This window comes from Cellulomonas aerilata (genome assembly GCF_007991755.1).
GTDB lineage: Bacteria > Actinomycetota > Actinomycetes > Actinomycetales > Cellulomonadaceae > Pengzhenrongella > Pengzhenrongella aerilata.
In genome coordinates, this window is record NZ_BJYY01000018.1 from 114339 (window position 1) to 129917 (window position 15579).

The window sequence follows — 15579 nt, forward strand, 5'->3', positions numbered from 1 at the left end:
CCATGAGCCGCTCCGAGGGTCGTCCTGCCGCGTCCGACCAGCACCGCGCCCCCGACGACGCCACCGCGGACGGGTCGGCCCGGGACGCCGTCGACCCCCGGATGAGCGCGGAGTCGCAGGGTCTGGCCTACCACGCGAAGGAGCCGGGCGAGGCGGTCCGCCCCGAGGACCCGCTGCCGCCCGAGCAGGCTCCGCCCACCCCGATCGGCGAGTACGCGGTGCTCGGGGACCGCCGCACGGCCGCCCTCGTCAGCAGGACGGGCTCGATCGACTGGATGTGCCTGCCGGGGTTCGACTCCCCCGCGTCGTTCGCCGCGCTGCTGGGCACGCCCGACAACGGGCGGTGGCTGCTCACCGTCCCGGACGCGACCGAGGTGACCCGGCGCTACCTGGGCGACTCGTTCGTGCTGGAGACGACGTACGTGTCCCCCACCGGACGCGCCGTCGTCGTGGAGTGCATGCCGATGGCGGACGACCGCGCCGACCTGGTCCGGCGGGTCGAGGTGCGCGACGGGACCGTGACGTTCGAGCACGAGTGGATCGTGCGGTTCGGCTACGGCGCCATCAAGCCCTGGGTCAGCCGCACCAAGGACCCCGACGGCAACCCCGCCATCCGGGCGATCGCGGGTCCGGACTCGCTGCTGCTGCGCGGTGACCGGCTGCCCCGGGCGTCCGACGGCGCCCACCGCGACAGGTTCACGCTGTCGGCCGGCGAGGCGCTCGAGCTCGTCGTGACCTGGACGCCGTCGTGGGCCCCGGTCCCCCCGCGGCTGGGGATCGTCCAGCGCATCGAGCGGACCCGGCTGGACTGGGAGAAGTGGGCGAAGCACCGCAAGCACCGCGGCAGCCACGCCGAGGCGGTCGACCGGTCCCTGCTCGTGCTGCGGCTGCTCACCGACGAGGAGACCGGCGGCATCGTCGCCGCCGCCACGACGTCGCTGCCGGAGGACATGGGCGGGGAGCGGAACTGGGACTACCGGTACTGCTGGCTGCGTGACGCGGCCCTGACGCTCGAGGCGCTGCTCGAGTACGGGTACCGGGAGGAGGCCAACGAGTGGCGGCAGTGGCTGCTCCGCGCCGTGGCCGGCTCCCCCGCCGACCTGCAGATCATGTACGGCGTCGACGGACGCCGGGACCTGCCCGAGCGAGAGCTCACGCACCTGCCCGGGTACGGCGGCTCACGACCGGTCCGGATCGGCAACGGCGCCGTCGACCAGGTCCAGCACGACGTCCTCGGCGAGGTGATGTGCGCGCTCGCCCTGGCCCGCTCGGTCGGGCTCAAGGACCGCGCACCGGGCTGGGCGCTGCAGCGGGCGCTCGTGGACGACCTCGCCGAGCACTGGCGTGAGCCGGACCGCGGCATCTGGGAGGTCCGCGGCGAGCTGCAGCACTTCACGCACTCGAAGGTGATGGCGTGGGCGGCGCTGGACCGGGCCGTGCACGCCGTGGAGGACCACGGGCTGGAGGGTCCGCTCGAGCGGTGGCGTGCCGAGCGCGACGCGATCCGCGAGGACGTCCTCGCGCACGGCTACGACGCCGAGCGCAACACGTTCGTCCAGACCTACGGCGCCACGAACACCGACGCCTCGCTGCTGCAGATGGTGCAGGTCGGCTTCCTGCCGGCCGACGACCCGCGGTTCGTCGGGACCGTCCGGGCGATCCGGGAGGAGCTCGAGGTCGCCGACGGGCTCGTGCACCGGTACCACACGCAGGCCACCGACGACGGGCTGGCCGGCGGGGAGCACCCGTTCCTGGCGTGCAGCTTCTGGCTGGCGGACGCGCTGGCCCGGATGGGCGACACCGACGAGTCCGGCCGCCTGCTGGACCGGCTGATCGGCCTGTCGAACGACCTCGGGCTGCTGGCGGAGGAGTACGACGTCGACCGCGGGCAGATGATGGGGAACGTCCCGCAGGCGCTGTCGCACCTGGCCCTCGTGCGCGCCGTCTTCAGCCACGACCAGGCCGTGCAGCGCCGCGACGGGGGCGACGGGACGGCGGAGGACGCGAGGGACACCCGTGCCGTACACCGGTGACGTCGTCCCGGGCGGGCCGACGGCCGTCCGGGAGCTCGACGAGGTCGTCATCCGCAAGGCGTCCGTCGGCGCCACGGACAACAACGCCTACCTGGTGACCTGCCGGGCCAGCGGCGCGCAGCTGCTGGTCGACGCGGCCGACGACCCGGACCGGCTCCTCGAGCTGGTCCGGGAGGGCTCGCGCGGCGCGCGCCTGGACCTGGTGGTGACCACGCACCGCCACGCCGACCACCACCGCGCCCTGGAGTCGGTCGTCGCGGTCACCGGAGCCACGACGGCGGCCGGCGCCGACGACGCGGCCGGCATCCCGGTGCCCACCCGCCGCCGGCTGCACCACGGCGACGTCCTGACGGTCGGGCACGTGACCCTGGAGGTCGTCGCGCTGCGCGGGCACACGCCCGGCTCCGTCGCGCTGGTCTACCGGGAGCCCGCCGGGCCGCCGGCCGGTGGCCACCGCGGCGCCGACGGCGCCGTGCCGGGCCGGGTCCACCTGTTCACCGGCGACAGCCTGTTCCCCGGCGGGGTCGGGAACACGGGCGAGGACGCGGAGCGCTTCACCCAGCTGCTCACGGACGTCACCGAGCGCCTGTTCGACCCGTTCGACGACGCCGGCTGGGTGTACCCGGGGCACGGCGCCGACACCACGCTGGGCGCCGAGCGCCCGCACCTGCCGGAGTGGCGCGACCGGGGCTGGTGAGCCGCGCCGACCGGCCGCGCCGCGTCCCCGCGCGGGTCCGCGCGCGTCCTCGCCCGCCCGCCCGTCGGGCGGGGCTGCGGCGGCGCGGCCGGGCCGGGTCGCCGCGGCGGCCCGGCCGGGCGCGGTCAGGTGGGGTCGACCGGGCCCAGCCAGGCGTTCGCCACGGTCGCGTGCGCGGACTCGGGGTCGGAGGGGTGGAAGATCCCGGCGAGCACGTCGCGGTAGAGGCGGCCGAGCTCGCTGCCGGCGAAGTAGGACGACCCGCCCGCGACCCGGATCGCCTGGTCCACGACGAACCGCGCGTTCTCGGTGGCCCGGTGCTTGAGCCCGACGACCTTGGCGAACCACAGCGCGCCGTGGTCGACGCCCTCGTCGACGTCCCGGGCCAGCGAGTCCACCTGCGGCTCGATGCCGTCCTGCGCGAGCGCGGCCTCGGCGACCCGCCACCGGATGTCCGGGTCCTGGGCGAGCGTGCGGCCGCCGTTCTTCATCGACGTGCGCCGGTGCGCCGCCGCGACCGCGAGGTCGACCGCCCGGCGTCCGATGCCGGTGTAGACCGCGGCGAGGAGCACCTCGAAGACGGCGAACAGCGCGAAGACGAACGGGTCACGGCTCGGCCCGACGGGCAGGCGGCGGTGCACCCAGGCGGCCGGCGCCACCGCGCCGTCGAGCACGGTGGTGCGGCTCTGGGTGGCGCGCATGCCGAGGGTGTCCCAGTCGTCGCGGACCTCGATGCCGCCGCCGTCCCGCCGGACCACCCCGTGCACCAGCACGGGCGCCGTCGGGTCGGTGTCGTCGCGCCCGAAGGTCGCCAGCCGCGTCCACACCGGCGACAGCGACGTGAAGATCTTCGTCCCGGTGTACCGGTACCCGCCGTCGGGATGCGGCTCGGCGCGCGTGCGCGAGTCGAACATCACCAGGTCGTTGCCGGCCTCGGAGTTGCCGAAGGCGAACACCTCGCCGCGCGCCGCCTCCTCGAGCACGAACGCCAGCGAGTCGTCGCCCCGGTCGGCGAGCAGCCGCGCGATCCCGGTGACGACGAGGTGCATGTTGACGGCCAGCGCCGTGGCGGGCGCCGCGGCGCCGAGCCGGACCTGCTCGGCCGCCACCTGCCGCAGGGTCAGGCCCGACCCGCCCAGCGCGACCGGCACGAACGCACGCAGGTACCCCGCGGCGGTGAGGTCGGCGAGGTCGTCGTGCGGGAACGTGTTGTCCCGGTCGTGCCCGGCGGCCCGGGACCGGATCGCCTGGAGGAGCTCGTCGGTCAGCAGGGTCGCCGGCCGGGGGTCGGACGACTCAGGCACCGAACTCCTCCGGGTCGGGCCCGATGCGCTCACCCCGGTCCATGCCGGCCAGCGCCTGGTGGTCCTCGTCCTGGAGGCCGAAGCCGAACACGTCGAAGTTCTCCGCGATGCGGGCCGGGGTCACCGACTTCGGGATGACGACGTTGCCGAGGTCGAGGTGCCAGCGGAGCACCACCTGGGCCGGCGTCACGCCGCGCGCCTCGGCGATCGACTGCACGACCGGGTCGTCCAGCAGGCCGGAGTCGCGTCCCAGCGGCGACCAGGCCTCGGTGACGATCCCGGTGCTGCGGTGGAACTCGCGCAGCTCGGGCTGCTGCAGCCGGGGGTGCAGCTCCACCTGGTTGACCACCGGCACCACGCCGGTCTCGCCGATGATGCGCTCGAGGTGCGCCGGAACGAAGTTGGAGACGCCGACGGAGCGGATCGCGCCCTGCTCCTTGAGGAGCAGCAGCGCGCGCCAGGTGTCGAGGTAGAGGTCCTGCCCGGGGAACGGCCAGTGGATGAGGTAGAGGTCGACGGTGCCCACGTCGAGCCGGGAGGTGGACGCGTCGAACGCGCGCAGGGTGGCGTCGTAGCCCTGGTCGTCGTTCCACACCTTGGTGGTCACGTAGACGTCCTCGCGCGGCAGTCCGGACGCGCGGATCGCCCGCCCGACGCCGGCCTCGTTCCCGTACAGCTTCGCGGTGTCGATGAGCCGGTAGCCGGTCTCCAGGGCGGCGCTGACGGCGCGCTCGGCACCGTCGTCGTCCACCTTGAAGACGCCGAACCCGAGCTGAGGGATCGAGGTGCCGTCGAGCAGGTCGACGCGCGGCACCGAGGAGAGAGAGGGAGTGGTCATGGCTCCACCCTCTCCCACGGCGGCGTCGCACCGCGACTCGCGACGCGCTGGGGCAAGATGCGTCCATGACCGTCTTCGCCGTCCAGTACATCTACGACGAGCAGGCCCGGCGGCGGGACAAGGTGCGCCCGGAGCACCGCACGTTCCTCTCCGACCTCCTGCACCAGGGGGCCCTGCTGGCGTCCGGCCCCTTGGCCGACGACGGCGCCCCCGGCGCCCTGCTCATCATGTCCGCCGCGTCCGCCCGCGAGGTCGCCACCTTCCTCGACGACGACCCTTTCAACCGCGAGGGCCTGATCAAGGCGCGGGTGGTCCGGCAGTGGACGCCGGTGTTCGGGCCGTGGACCGCGCAGTGACCGCCCGGTCCGGCGGGACGCGCTGACCGGCTGCGCCTCCCCTCCCGCCCTCAGGCGGTCGCGGCGTGCATCTGCCGCAGCTCCTTCTTCAGCCCCGAGATCTCGTCGCGCAGCCGTGCCGCCAGCTCGAACTGCAGCTCTGCCGCAGCGGCGTGCATCTGGTCGTTGAGCTCCTGGATGAGGTCGGCCAGCTCGCCGGACGCCGCACCGACGAGCTTGGTGCGGGCGTTCGGCGCGCCCTTGGCCCCCGGCGTCGGCGCCTTGCCACGGGAGGAGTTGCGGTACCCACCGGCGAGCAGCTCGGCGGTGTCGACGTCCTCGCGGGCGAGCATGTCGGTGATGTCGCCGATCTTCTTGCGCAGCGGGGTCGGGTCGATGCCGTTCGCGAGGTTATAGGCGACCTGCTTCTCGCGACGCCGCGTCGTCTCCTCGATGGCCGTGGACATGGCAGCCGTGACCTTGTCGGCGTACATGTGGACCTCGCCGGAGACGTTGCGCGCGGCGCGCCCGATCGTCTGGATGAGCGACGTGCCGGAGCGCAGGAAGCCCTCCTTGTCGGCGTCGAGGATCGCGACCAGCGACACCTCGGGCAGGTCGAGCCCCTCCCGCAGCAGGTTGATGCCGACCAGGACGTCGAACTGGCCCAGGCGCAGCTCGCGCAGCAGCTCCACGCGCCGCAGGGTGTCGACCTCCGAGTGCAGGTAGCGCACCCGGACGTCCTTCTCCAGCAGGTAGTCGGTGAGGTCCTCGGACATCTTCTTCGTCAGCGTCGTGACGAGCACGCGCTCGTCCCGCTCCACCCGCAGCCGGATCTCCTCGAGCAGGTCGTCGATCTGGCCCGTGGTCGGCTTGACCACGATCTGCGGGTCGACGAGCCCCGTGGGCCGGATGATCTGCTCCACCACGCCGTCGGCCATGGACAGCTCGTAGGTCCCCGGCGTCGCGGACAGGTACACCGTCTGCCCGATGCGGTCGGCGAACTCCTCCCACCGCAGCGGCCGGTTGTCCATCGCGCTCGGGAGCCGGAAGCCGTGGTCCACCAGGGCGCGCTTGCGCGACATGTCGCCCTCGAACATCGCCCCGATCTGCGGGACGGTGACGTGCGACTCGTCGATGACCAGGAGGAAGTCCTCCGGGAAGTAGTCCAGCAGCGTGTTCGGCGCGGTGCCGGCGACCCGGCCGTCGATGTGCCGGGAGTAGTTCTCGATCCCCGAGCACGAGCCGATCTGGCGCATCATCTCGATGTCGTAGGTGGTGCGCATGCGCAGCCGCTGGGCCTCGAGCAGCTTGCTCTGCCGCTCCAGGTCCTTCAGCCGCTCCTCGAGCTCGTGCTCGATGGTCGCGATCGCGCGCTCCATGCGCTCGGGCCCGGCGACGTAGTGGGTCGCCGGGAACACGTGGATGTCCTGCTCGTTGCGCACCACGTCCCCGGTGAGGGGGTGCAGGGTCTGGATCGCCTCGATCTCGTCGCCGAAGAACTCGATCCGGATCGCGAGCTCCTCGTACACCGGGATGATCTCGACCGTGTCGCCACGCACCCGGAACGTCCCGCGGGTGAACGCCAGGTCGTTGCGGCTGTACTGCATGGACACGAACTGGCGCAGCAGCGCGTCGCGCTCCACCTGGTCCCCGACCGACAGCCGGACCATCCGGTCCACGTACTCCTGCGGGGTGCCCAGGCCGTAGATGCAGGACACGGAGGCGACCACCACGACGTCCCTGCGGGTGAGCAGGGAGCTCGTCGCCGAGTGCCGCAGCCGCTCGACCTCGTCGTTGATGGACGAGTCCTTCTCGATGAAGGTGTCCGTCTGCGCGATGTACGCCTCGGGCTGGTAGTAGTCGTAGTACGACACGAAGTACTCGACCGCGTTGTTGGGCAGCAGCTCGCGGAACTCGGTGGCGAGCTGGGCGGCGAGCGTCTTGTTGGGCGCCATCACCAGCGTCGGCCGCTGCAGCTTCTCGATGAGCCAGGCGGTGGTCGCCGACTTGCCGGTGCCGGTGGCACCGAGCAGCACGACGTCCTTCTCGCCGGCGGTGATCCGACGGGAGAGGTCCTCGATGGCGGTGGGCTGGTCACCCGAGGGCGTGTACTCCGAGATGACCTCGAACGGGGCCACGGTCCGCTGCAGATCGGTCACTGGGCGCATGGGTCAACGGTACGACGCACCACCGACACGCCCGGTGCCGCGAGCCGCCCGGCAGCCACCCGGCGCGCCGCCGGACGCCGTGTCGCTGGTCACAGCCCTGCGTCGGCCTCCGCCAGGCGCTCCTCGTCGATGCGCTGCCACAGCGCGTCGACCTGCGCGCGCAGGTGCTCCACGGTCCCGGTCCCGTCCAGGACGACGTCCGCGACCGCACGACGGGCCTCGTCCGGCGCCTGGGCCGCGACTCGGCGCTCCGCCTCCTCGACGGTCAGCCCACGCCCCTCGACCAGGCGCCGGACGCGCTGCTCGGGCGGCGCGTCGACCACCACGAGCATGCCGAACGCCTCTGCCTGACCCGTCTCGACGAGCAGCGGGATGTCGTGGACGACGACCGCGCCCGGGCCGGCGGCCGCTGCGGCCGCGTCGTGCTCGGCCGAGAGCCGGCGGATCTCGGGGTGCAGGATCGCGTTGAGCCGCTCCCGCTGCGCCGCGTCGGCGAAGACCAGGGCCCCGAGCGCGGCCCGGTCGAGCGTGCCGTCCGCGGCCAGCACGCCCGGGCCGAACGCGTCAGCCACCGCGTCGAGCCCGGCGGATCCCGGCCGGACGGCGTCGCGGGCCAGCACGTCGTGGTCGATGACGGTCGCGCCCAGCTCGGCCAGCCGGCCGGCCACGACCGACTTGCCGGAGGCGATCCCACCCGTGAGCCCGATCCGCTGCATCGCGCCACTCTGCCGCACGTCGCGTCCGGGCCGCGACCCCCGGACCACGGCGCGGGACCGGGACCACGCCGGCACGTGCCGGACGGCACCGGGCGGTGTCACGGGCACCGCCGCACCGCCGCACGCAGCACCGACCACCACGCACGACGGCCACGGGCCGGCCACCCGAGGGTGACCGGCCCGTGGCCGTGGCGTGGAGCTCGATCGGGCGCCCTGAGGGGCGCGGACGATCAGGCGCCGGTGAGCTTCTCCCGCAGCGCGGCGAGCGCCTCGTCGGACGCGAGCGTGCCCGCGGCCTCCTCGGTCGCCGGAGCCGACGAGTAGGACGAGGCGGTCGGGGCGGCCCCAGCCGTGTCGCCGCCACCGTTCGCGGCCTCGAGGTCCGCACGGGCGGCCTCGGCGACCTGCTTGCGGTGCGCCTCCCAGCGCTCGTGGGCCTGCGCGTACTGCGCCTCCCACACCTCGCGCTGGGCCTCGAAGCCCTCGAGCCACTCGTTCGTGGTCGAGTCGAAGCCCTCGGGGTACTTGTAGTTGCCCTGCTCGTCGTACTCGGCGGCCATGCCGTACAGCGCCGGGTCGAAGTCGTCGCTGGCGGGGTCGACGCCCTCGTTGGCCTGCTTGAGCGACAGCGAGATGCGCCGACGCTCCAGGTCGATGTCGATGACCTTGACGAAGACGTCGTCGCCGACCTGGACGACCTGCTCCGGGATCTCGACGTGGCGCACGGCCAGCTCCGAGATGTGCACGAGGCCCTCGATGCCGTCCTCGACGCGCACGAACGCACCGAACGGGACGAGCTTGGTGACCTTGCCGGGGACGACCTGGCCGATGGCGTGCGTCCGGGCGAAGGCCTGCCACGGGTCCTCCTGCGTCGCCTTCAGCGACAGGGAGACACGCTCGCGGTCGAAGTCGACGTCGAGCACCTCGACGGTGACCTCCTGGCCGACCTCGACGACCTCGGACGGGTGGTCGATGTGCTTCCAGGACAGCTCGGAGACGTGCACGAGCCCGTCGACGCCGCCGAGGTCCACGAACGCACCGAAGTTGACGATCGAGGAGACGACACCGGGGCGGACCTGGCCCTTCTGCAGGGTCTGCAGGAAGGTCGAGCGCACCTCGGACTGCGTCTGCTCGAGCCAGGCACGGCGGGACAGGACCACGTTGTTGCGGTTCTTGTCGAGCTCGATGATCTTGGCCTCGATCTCCTTGCCGACGTACGGCTGGAGGTCGCGGACGCGACGCATCTCCACCAGCGAGGCGGGCAGGAAGCCGCGCAGGCCGATGTCGAGGATGAGGCCGCCCTTGACGACCTCGATGACGGTGCCGGTGACGACGCCGTCCTCCTCCTTGATCCTCTCGATCGTGCCCCACGCGCGCTCGTACTGCGCACGCTTCTTGGACAGGATCAGCCGGCCTTCCTTGTCCTCCTTCTGGAGGACCAGGGCCTCGACCGCGTCGCCGACCTTGACGACCTCACCGGGGTCCACGTCGTGCTTGATGGACAGCTCACGGGAGGGGATGACGCCCTCGGTCTTGTAGCCGATGTCGAGCAGGACCTCGTCGCGGTCGACCTTGACGATGACGCCCTCGACGATGTCGCCATCGTTGAAGTACTTGATGGTGGCGTCGATGGCGGCCATGAAGTCCTCGGCCGAACCGATGTCGTTGATCGCGACCTGCGGCGTGGCGGGCTTCGCGGGGGTGGAGATGGTCATTGAGTGATGTGCTCCGATGCGGACAAGGAGTAGTCGGATTGGGATCTCGTGCGGGATTGCTGGTGCGGTGCTCTCGCACGGTCGCGGCCTGCGACCGGCGCGACGAACGCCCTCGGGCGCGCCACACCGCGTGCAATCGTACCGTCCCGCGGAGCGTGCGTGAACCGCGGCGTCCGGCGCCGCCCGGCGCGCCGCCCCGGACCCGCCGGGGCTTGGCCGGACGGTCGGCCGGGACCCGCGATCAACCGGCGAGCCCGAGCTCCAGACCGGCCCCGGGGATCGCGTCGATGAGCATCTGCGTGTACTCCTGCTGCGGCTGGTCGAAGACGTCGTCGGCCGGCCCCTGCTCCACGATGCGCCCGTTCTCCATCACGCACACGTGGTCCGCGATCTGCCGGACCACGGCCAGGTCGTGGCTGATGAACAGGTAGCTCAGGCCCAGCCGGTGCTGCAGGTCGGCGAGCAGGTGCAGGATCTGGGACTGCACGATGACGTCGAGCGCGGAGACCGCCTCGTCGCAGACCACCAGGTCCGGGTTCAGGGCGAGCGCCCGGGCGATGGCCACGCGCTGGCGCTGCCCGCCGGACAGCTCGGCGGGGTAGCGACGCAGCAGGTTCGACGGCAGCGCGACGTCGTCCATGAGCTGGTGCACGCGCTCACGACGCTCCGCCGCCGAGGCGCTGCCGTGCGCGCGCAGCGGCTCCTCGATCGTGCGGTAGATCGTGTAGAGCGGGTCCAGCGACGCGTACGGGTCCTGGAAGATCGGCTGCACCTGCCGGCGGAACCGGGTCTCCGCCGCCCGGTCGGCGCCGCCGACGGGCTGCCCGTTGAACCGGATCTCGCCGGACGTCGGCTTGACCAGGTCCAGCATCATCCGCGCGACGGTCGACTTGCCCGACCCGGACTCCCCCACGATCGCGACCGTCTGCCCGCGCGGGATGACGAAGCTGACGTCGTCCACCGCGGTGAAGTCGGTGCTCCTCGAGAAGAGCCCCTTGCCGCGGATCGGGAACACCTTGCTGACGTGCGCGACCTCGATGATGTGGTCCGGCAGGCCGCCCGCGTCGCCGGGCGAGCCGGCCGCGGACGCTCCGGAGGGCCCGGACGACGTCACCGTCCCGTCACCGGCCCCGACGACGCTCAGCGCGGGCGTCGTGGTCGTCCCCGGGTCGCCGCCGGAGACGGCGAGCAGGTCGTCCACGTCGTCGGTGCCGTGCTGCTTGGCGAGCTGGATGCGGCGGGACGCCAGCGACGGTGCGGCTGCGAGCAGCCGGCGGGTGTACTCGTGCTGCGGCGTGCGCAGGATCTCCAGCGCGGGCCCGGTCTCCACCACCTCGCCGCGGTACATCACCACGATCCGGTCGGCGCGCTCGGCCGCCAGCCCCAGGTCGTGGGTGATGAGCAGGACGGCCGTGCCGAGCTGGTCGGTCAGCACGTCGAGCCGGTCGAGGATGGTGCGCTGCACCGTGACGTCCAGCGCCGACGTCGGCTCGTCGGCGATGAGCAGCCGCGGCCGGCAGGCCAGCCCCATGGCGATCAGCGCCCGCTGACGCATGCCGCCGGAGAACTCGTGCGGGTACTGCTGCGCGCGGCGCGCGGCGTCCGGCAGGCCGGCCTCCTCGAGCAGCTCGACCGCGCGGCGGCGGGCCGCGTCACCCCTGGCGACCCCGTTGTCCTCCAGGGCCTCGACGATCTGCGCCCCCACCCGCAGCACCGGGTTGAGGTTGGACATCGGGTCCTGCGGGACCAGGCCGATCTCGCGCCCGCGGAGGGCGGCCGCCGCCCGGGTCCCCTGCCCGACGAGCTCCTGCCCGTCGAAGACGATCCGGCCGGCGGTCACCCGGCCGTTCTCGGCCAGCAGCCCGATGACCGCGGCCGCCGTCGTGGACTTGCCGGACCCGGACTCGCCGACGATCGCGACCGTCTCCCCCGGCATCACGTCGAAGGTCACGCCGCGGGCCGCGGTGGCCGGCCCGGCCTCGGTCGTGAAGGTGACCTCCACGTCACGCAGGCTCAGCAGCGGCGTCGCACCTGTGCTCACCACCGGGGTCACCTCTTCCTCGTCTTGGGGTCCAGCGCCTCGCGCAGCGCCTCGCCGAACAGGGTGAAGCCCAGCGCGGTGACCGCGATGCAGACGCCCGGCCACATCGCCAGCCGCGGGGCCACCTCGAGCTCGTTCTGGGCCGCGGTCAGCATGCGGCCCCACTCCGCGCTCGTCGGCGAGCCGCCACCGAGCCCCAGGAAGGACAACGCCGCGGCCTCGATCACCGCGGTCGCCAGCATGAGGGTGGCCTGCACGATCACCGGGCTGAGGCTGTTCGGCAGGATGTGGCTCATCACGACCGTGCGGCGCCCCAGCCCCAGCGACGACGCCGCGAGGACGTAGTCCTGGTCGCGCTGCGCCAGCATCGACCCGCGCAGCAGCCGCGCGAAGATCGGGACCTGCACCACGCCGATCGCGATGATGATCGCGCTCGGCGTCTGACCGATGACCGCGGCGACGGACACGGCCAGCAGCAGGGACGGCACCGACAGCATGAGGTCCACGAGCCGCATCGTCACCGTGTCGACCCAGCCGCCGAACGCCCCGGCCAGCAGGCCCAGCAGCGCCCCGCCGAGCAGGCCGAGCACCGTGGAGAGGATGCCGATGAGCAGGGACGCGCGCGCCCCCCAGATGAGTTGGCTGAGCAGGTCGGCCCCGTAGCGGTCCAGCCCGAGCGGGAAGGCGTCGGACGGTCCGGGGATGACGGTGGGCCGGATCTCGGCGCGTCCCGGCAGGGCGCCCGCGCCGTACGGGGCGAGCACGGGCGCGAGCAGCGCCACCAGGACGAAGAGCAGCACGATGACGGCGCCGACGATCGCGCCGGGGTTGCGACGCAGGCGACGCGCCGCCACCCGCCAGAGGCTGGCGCCGGCGTCGTCGGGCTCGCGCGGCGTGCGGGGGCCGCGGGGCACGGTCTGCCGCACCACGTCCTGGGCGGCCGGTTCGGTGGTCATCGCGCGCGCATCCTCGGGTCGATGAGGCCGTAGGACACGTCCACCGCCAGGTTGGCGAGCGCGTAGACGACGGCGACGAACAGGATGAAGCCCTGCAGGACGGCGTAGTCGAGGGCGAAGATCGCCTCCGCCAGGAAGCTGCCGATGCCGTTGAACGCGAACACGGTCTCGGTCAGGACCGCGCCGGACAGCAGCAGCCCGACCTGCAGCCCGATGGTCGTGGCCACCGGCAGCATCGCGTTGCGGATCACGACCCGGCGGCGCAGCCGCGGCGGCCGCAGCCCCTTGGCGCGGGCGGTCCGGACGTAGTCGGCGCCCTGGACCTCGATCACCGAGGCGCGGGTGATGCGCGCGATGATCGCCAGCGGGATCGACCCGAGCGCCACCGCCGGGAGGACCAGGTGCAGCAGCGCGTCCCAGGACGCGTCCCACTCCCGGGTCAGCAGACCGTCCAGGACGTAGAAGCCGGTGGGGTGGGTGGCGATCATCGACGGGTCGATCCGGCCCGCGGACGGGAACCAGCCGAGCTGCACCGCGAAGAGGTACTTCAGCAGGAACGCCAGGAAGAACACCGGGATGGTGACGCCCAGCAGGGACAGGACGACCGTCCCGTGGTCGAGCGCGCGTCCCTGGTGGCGGGCGGCGACGTAGCCGAGCGGGATGCCGACACCGATCGCGATGAGCAGCGCGACGACCGTCAGCTCGATGGTCGCGGGGAACCGCGCGAGGAACTCCTCCATCACCGGCACCCCGGTGCGGGTCGACACCCCGAAGTTGCCGCGGACGAGCTCACCGATCCAGGTGACGTACTGCTCGAGGATCGGCCGGTCGAAGCCGTACAGCTCGTTGATGCGCGCGACCGCCTCGGGGGTGGCGCGCTCCCCCAGGAGGGCCGTTGCCGGCCCTCCCGGGAGGGCGCGCACCCACAGGAACAGCAGGATCGACAGTCCGAGCAGGGTCGGGATCAGCAGCGCCAGGCGGCGCAGGACAAGTCGGGCCATCGATCCGATCTACCCTCAGCCGTCGATCGTGACGACGTTGTAGACCTCGTCCTGCACCGGCGACGCCGGGTAGTTCTTGACCTCGGGCCGGAAGGCCAGCGACGGCACCGGGTGGGCCAGCGGCACGCCGGGCAGCTTCTCGAGGAGCAGCTCGTTCGCCGCCTCGTAGGCCGCGACCTGCTCGTCCTGGCTCGTCTTGTACCGGGCGTCGTTGACGGCCTGGAAGATCGCCGGGTCGTTGAAGCCCCACTCGTTGGACGGCGCACCGAAGAAGACGCCGATGAAGTTGTAGGTGTCGTTGTAGTCCCCGGTCCAGCCCAGCAGGTGCAGGCCGTGGGCGCTGGTGCCCTGGATCTTGTCCAGGTAGTCCGGGTTCCAGACGTCGGGGACGGCGTTGACGGTGATGCCGACCTCCTCGAGGTCCGCGGCGATCGCCTGGAACGTCTGCTCAGGCGACGGCATGTACGGCCGCGACACGTTGGTCGGGTAGTTGAAGTCGATGGTCAGGTTCGACTTGCCGACCGACGCCAGCAGGTCGCGGGCGGCCTGCGGGTCGTAGTCGTACGTCGCGACCTCGTCGCTCCACCCGGCCACCGACGGCGGGACGAAGTTGGTGGCGATCTCGGTGCCCTCGGGCAGCGTCGAGGCGACCAGCGCCTCCTTGTTGATCGCGTGCGCGATGGCCTGGCGCACCTCGGGGATCGCCAGGTCGGGGTTCGCCTGGTTCATCGCGAGGTAGAGGATGTTGAACGGGTCGCGGTTGACGATCTCGAACCCGGCCTCCTCCAGGGCGGCGACGTCGGCGGGCCCGACGAGGTCGTAGCCGTCGATGTCACCGGCCTGCAGCGCCTGCCGCCGCGCGGTCGGGTCGGAGATGATCGGGAAGACGATCCGCCGGATCTGACCCTGCTCGCCCCAGTAGTCGTCGTAGGCGGTGAGGGTGACCTCCTGGTCACGCGTCCACCCCTCGAACTGGTACGGGCCGGTGCCCGTCGGGTGCGACGTGGCGTACTCGGTCAGGACGGGTGCCTCCGCGTCACCGCCGACCTCGTCGGCCGCGAACTCCTCCAACGCGGCGGGCGACTGCATGGACAGCGCGGGCAGCGACAGGGCCGAGATGAGCTCGGGCAGCGGGCTCTTGAGGTGGATCACGGCGGTCGCGTCGTCCGGCGCCTCGCAGCTGTCGTACTTGCCGGTGCCGTTGAGGGTCTCGACGTCGCTGGTGGCGAAGCCGCCGTTCACCTTCGCGTAGTAGTAGGCGAGGCTGTCGGACTGCAGGATCCCGGTGAAGTTGTCCCACCGCTCGAAGTTGAAGCAGACGGCGTCGGCGTTGAACGGCGTGCCGTCGTGGAAAGTCACGCCCTCCTTCAGGGCGAAGGTGTAGGTCAGGCCGTCGTCGCTGATCTCCCACGACTCGGCGAGCAGCGGTGCGGGGTCGGGGGTGCCCGGCTCCGTGCCGACCAGGCCCTCGAAGATCTGCCGCGCGACACGGAAGGTCTCCCCGTCGTTCGCCAGCGCGGGGTCGAGCCCGGCGGGGTCGCCCGAGGCCGCGAAGATGAAGCTGTCCGGCCCTTCACTGGTCGCCGCGTCCGTGGCGTCGTCGCCACCGGAGTCGCGCTCGCTCGCGGCGCACGCCGTCAGCGCCAGCGCCAGTGCGACGCTCGCGCCGCCTACCCTCACCCAATTCTTCACCGGGATCACCCTCCGTTGACGCGCCCATGGGGCGCGTGCCAGCAGCAGAAGTCGAAGGCTAGACCATTCAGGTCACGCAGCCG

Annotated in this window: 12 protein-coding genes; 3 read left to right on the top strand and 9 right to left on the bottom strand. The window is 72.5% G+C overall.

Annotation, left to right across the window (positions count from 1 at the left end; translation table 11 throughout):
- The first annotated feature begins 2 nt into the window (after positions 1-2).
- Positions 3-2033 carry a glycoside hydrolase family 15 protein gene (locus CAE01nite_RS14595; RefSeq protein ID WP_246131234.1) on the top strand — a complete coding sequence of 677 codons (2031 nt, stop codon included), beginning with the start codon at positions 3-5 and terminating at the stop codon, positions 2031-2033.
- Positions 2017-2730, top strand: a complete 714-nt coding sequence (locus tag CAE01nite_RS14600; RefSeq protein WP_146906024.1) for an MBL fold metallo-hydrolase — start codon at positions 2017-2019, stop codon at positions 2728-2730. Before CAE01nite_RS14595 ends, CAE01nite_RS14600 begins: the two co-directional genes overlap by 17 nt.
- A 125-nt stretch (positions 2731-2855) precedes the next feature.
- On the opposite strand, the gene CAE01nite_RS14605 is transcribed toward CAE01nite_RS14600, so the two are convergent.
- Together CAE01nite_RS14605 and CAE01nite_RS14610 are read right to left on the bottom strand one after the other, a co-directional pair.
- Positions 2856-4034, bottom strand: coding sequence for an acyl-CoA dehydrogenase family protein (locus CAE01nite_RS14605; RefSeq protein ID WP_146906026.1), 1179 nt, complete (start codon positions 4032-4034; stop codon positions 2856-2858).
- Entirely contained in the window at positions 4027-4872 is an 846-nt protein-coding gene (locus tag CAE01nite_RS14610; RefSeq protein ID WP_146906028.1) for an aldo/keto reductase, read from the bottom strand. Before CAE01nite_RS14610 ends, CAE01nite_RS14605 begins: the two co-directional genes overlap by 8 nt.
- 65 nt (positions 4873-4937) lie before the next feature.
- Between CAE01nite_RS14610 and CAE01nite_RS14615 the strand changes: the two genes are divergently transcribed.
- Entirely contained in the window at positions 4938-5228 is a 291-nt protein-coding gene (locus CAE01nite_RS14615; protein WP_146906030.1) for a YciI family protein, read from the top strand.
- Between the two features lie 50 nt (positions 5229-5278).
- Here the strand turns inward: CAE01nite_RS14615 and uvrB are convergent, their stop codons facing one another.
- The 7 genes from uvrB to CAE01nite_RS14650 form a co-directional block, all read right to left on the bottom strand.
- Positions 5279-7375 (bottom strand): excinuclease ABC subunit UvrB, encoded by a 2097-nt coding sequence (gene uvrB, locus CAE01nite_RS14620; protein ID WP_146906032.1) that lies wholly within the window; start codon positions 7373-7375, stop codon positions 5279-5281.
- Positions 7376-7464: 89 nt separating this feature from the next.
- Positions 7465-8091 carry a dephospho-CoA kinase gene (gene coaE / locus CAE01nite_RS14625; protein ID WP_146906034.1) on the bottom strand — a complete coding sequence of 209 codons (627 nt, stop codon included), beginning with the start codon at positions 8089-8091 and terminating at the stop codon, positions 7465-7467.
- 230 nt (positions 8092-8321) lie between these two features.
- A complete protein-coding gene (gene rpsA, locus CAE01nite_RS14630; protein ID WP_146906036.1) occupies positions 8322-9806 on the bottom strand; it encodes a 30S ribosomal protein S1 in 1485 nt (494 codons plus the stop codon).
- A gap of 241 nt (positions 9807-10047) precedes the next feature.
- Positions 10048-11850, bottom strand: coding sequence for a dipeptide ABC transporter ATP-binding protein (locus CAE01nite_RS14635; RefSeq protein ID WP_246131235.1), 1803 nt, complete (start codon positions 11848-11850; stop codon positions 10048-10050).
- 5 nt (positions 11851-11855) lie between these two features.
- Complete coding sequence (locus tag CAE01nite_RS14640) at positions 11856-12803, bottom strand: ABC transporter permease (protein ID WP_146906040.1); 948 nt, start codon at positions 12801-12803, stop codon at positions 11856-11858.
- Positions 12800-13804 (bottom strand): ABC transporter permease, encoded by a 1005-nt coding sequence (locus CAE01nite_RS14645; RefSeq protein WP_146906042.1) that lies wholly within the window; start codon positions 13802-13804, stop codon positions 12800-12802. Before CAE01nite_RS14645 ends, CAE01nite_RS14640 begins: the two co-directional genes overlap by 4 nt.
- 15 nt (positions 13805-13819) lie before the next feature.
- The gene (locus tag CAE01nite_RS14650) at positions 13820-15496 is read right to left on the bottom strand and encodes an ABC transporter substrate-binding protein (RefSeq protein WP_146906044.1); all 1677 of its coding nucleotides are present in this window, start codon (positions 15494-15496) and stop codon (positions 13820-13822) included.
- Positions 15497-15579: the final 83 nt, after the last annotated feature.

What these genes read in the sequence shown, in the direction of transcription:
- CAE01nite_RS14595 (WP_246131234.1), top strand. Translation starts at nt 3, where the DNA reads ATGAGCCGCTCCGAGGGTCGTCCTGCCGCGTCCGACCAGCACCGCGCC.
- CAE01nite_RS14610 (WP_146906028.1), bottom strand. Translation starts at nt 4,872, where the DNA reads ATGACCACTCCCTCTCTCTCCTCGGTGCCGCGCGTCGACCTGCTCGAC.
- CAE01nite_RS14615 (WP_146906030.1), top strand. Translation starts at nt 4,938, where the DNA reads ATGACCGTCTTCGCCGTCCAGTACATCTACGACGAGCAGGCCCGGCGG.
- uvrB (WP_146906032.1), bottom strand. Translation starts at nt 7,375, where the DNA reads ATGCGCCCAGTGACCGATCTGCAGCGGACCGTGGCCCCGTTCGAGGTC.
- coaE (WP_146906034.1), bottom strand. Translation starts at nt 8,091, where the DNA reads ATGCAGCGGATCGGGCTCACGGGTGGGATCGCCTCCGGCAAGTCGGTC.
- rpsA (WP_146906036.1), bottom strand. Translation starts at nt 9,806, where the DNA reads ATGACCATCTCCACCCCCGCGAAGCCCGCCACGCCGCAGGTCGCGATC.
- CAE01nite_RS14640 (WP_146906040.1), bottom strand. Translation starts at nt 12,803, where the DNA reads ATGACCACCGAACCGGCCGCCCAGGACGTGGTGCGGCAGACCGTGCCC.
- CAE01nite_RS14645 (WP_146906042.1), bottom strand. Translation starts at nt 13,804, where the DNA reads ATGGCCCGACTTGTCCTGCGCCGCCTGGCGCTGCTGATCCCGACCCTG.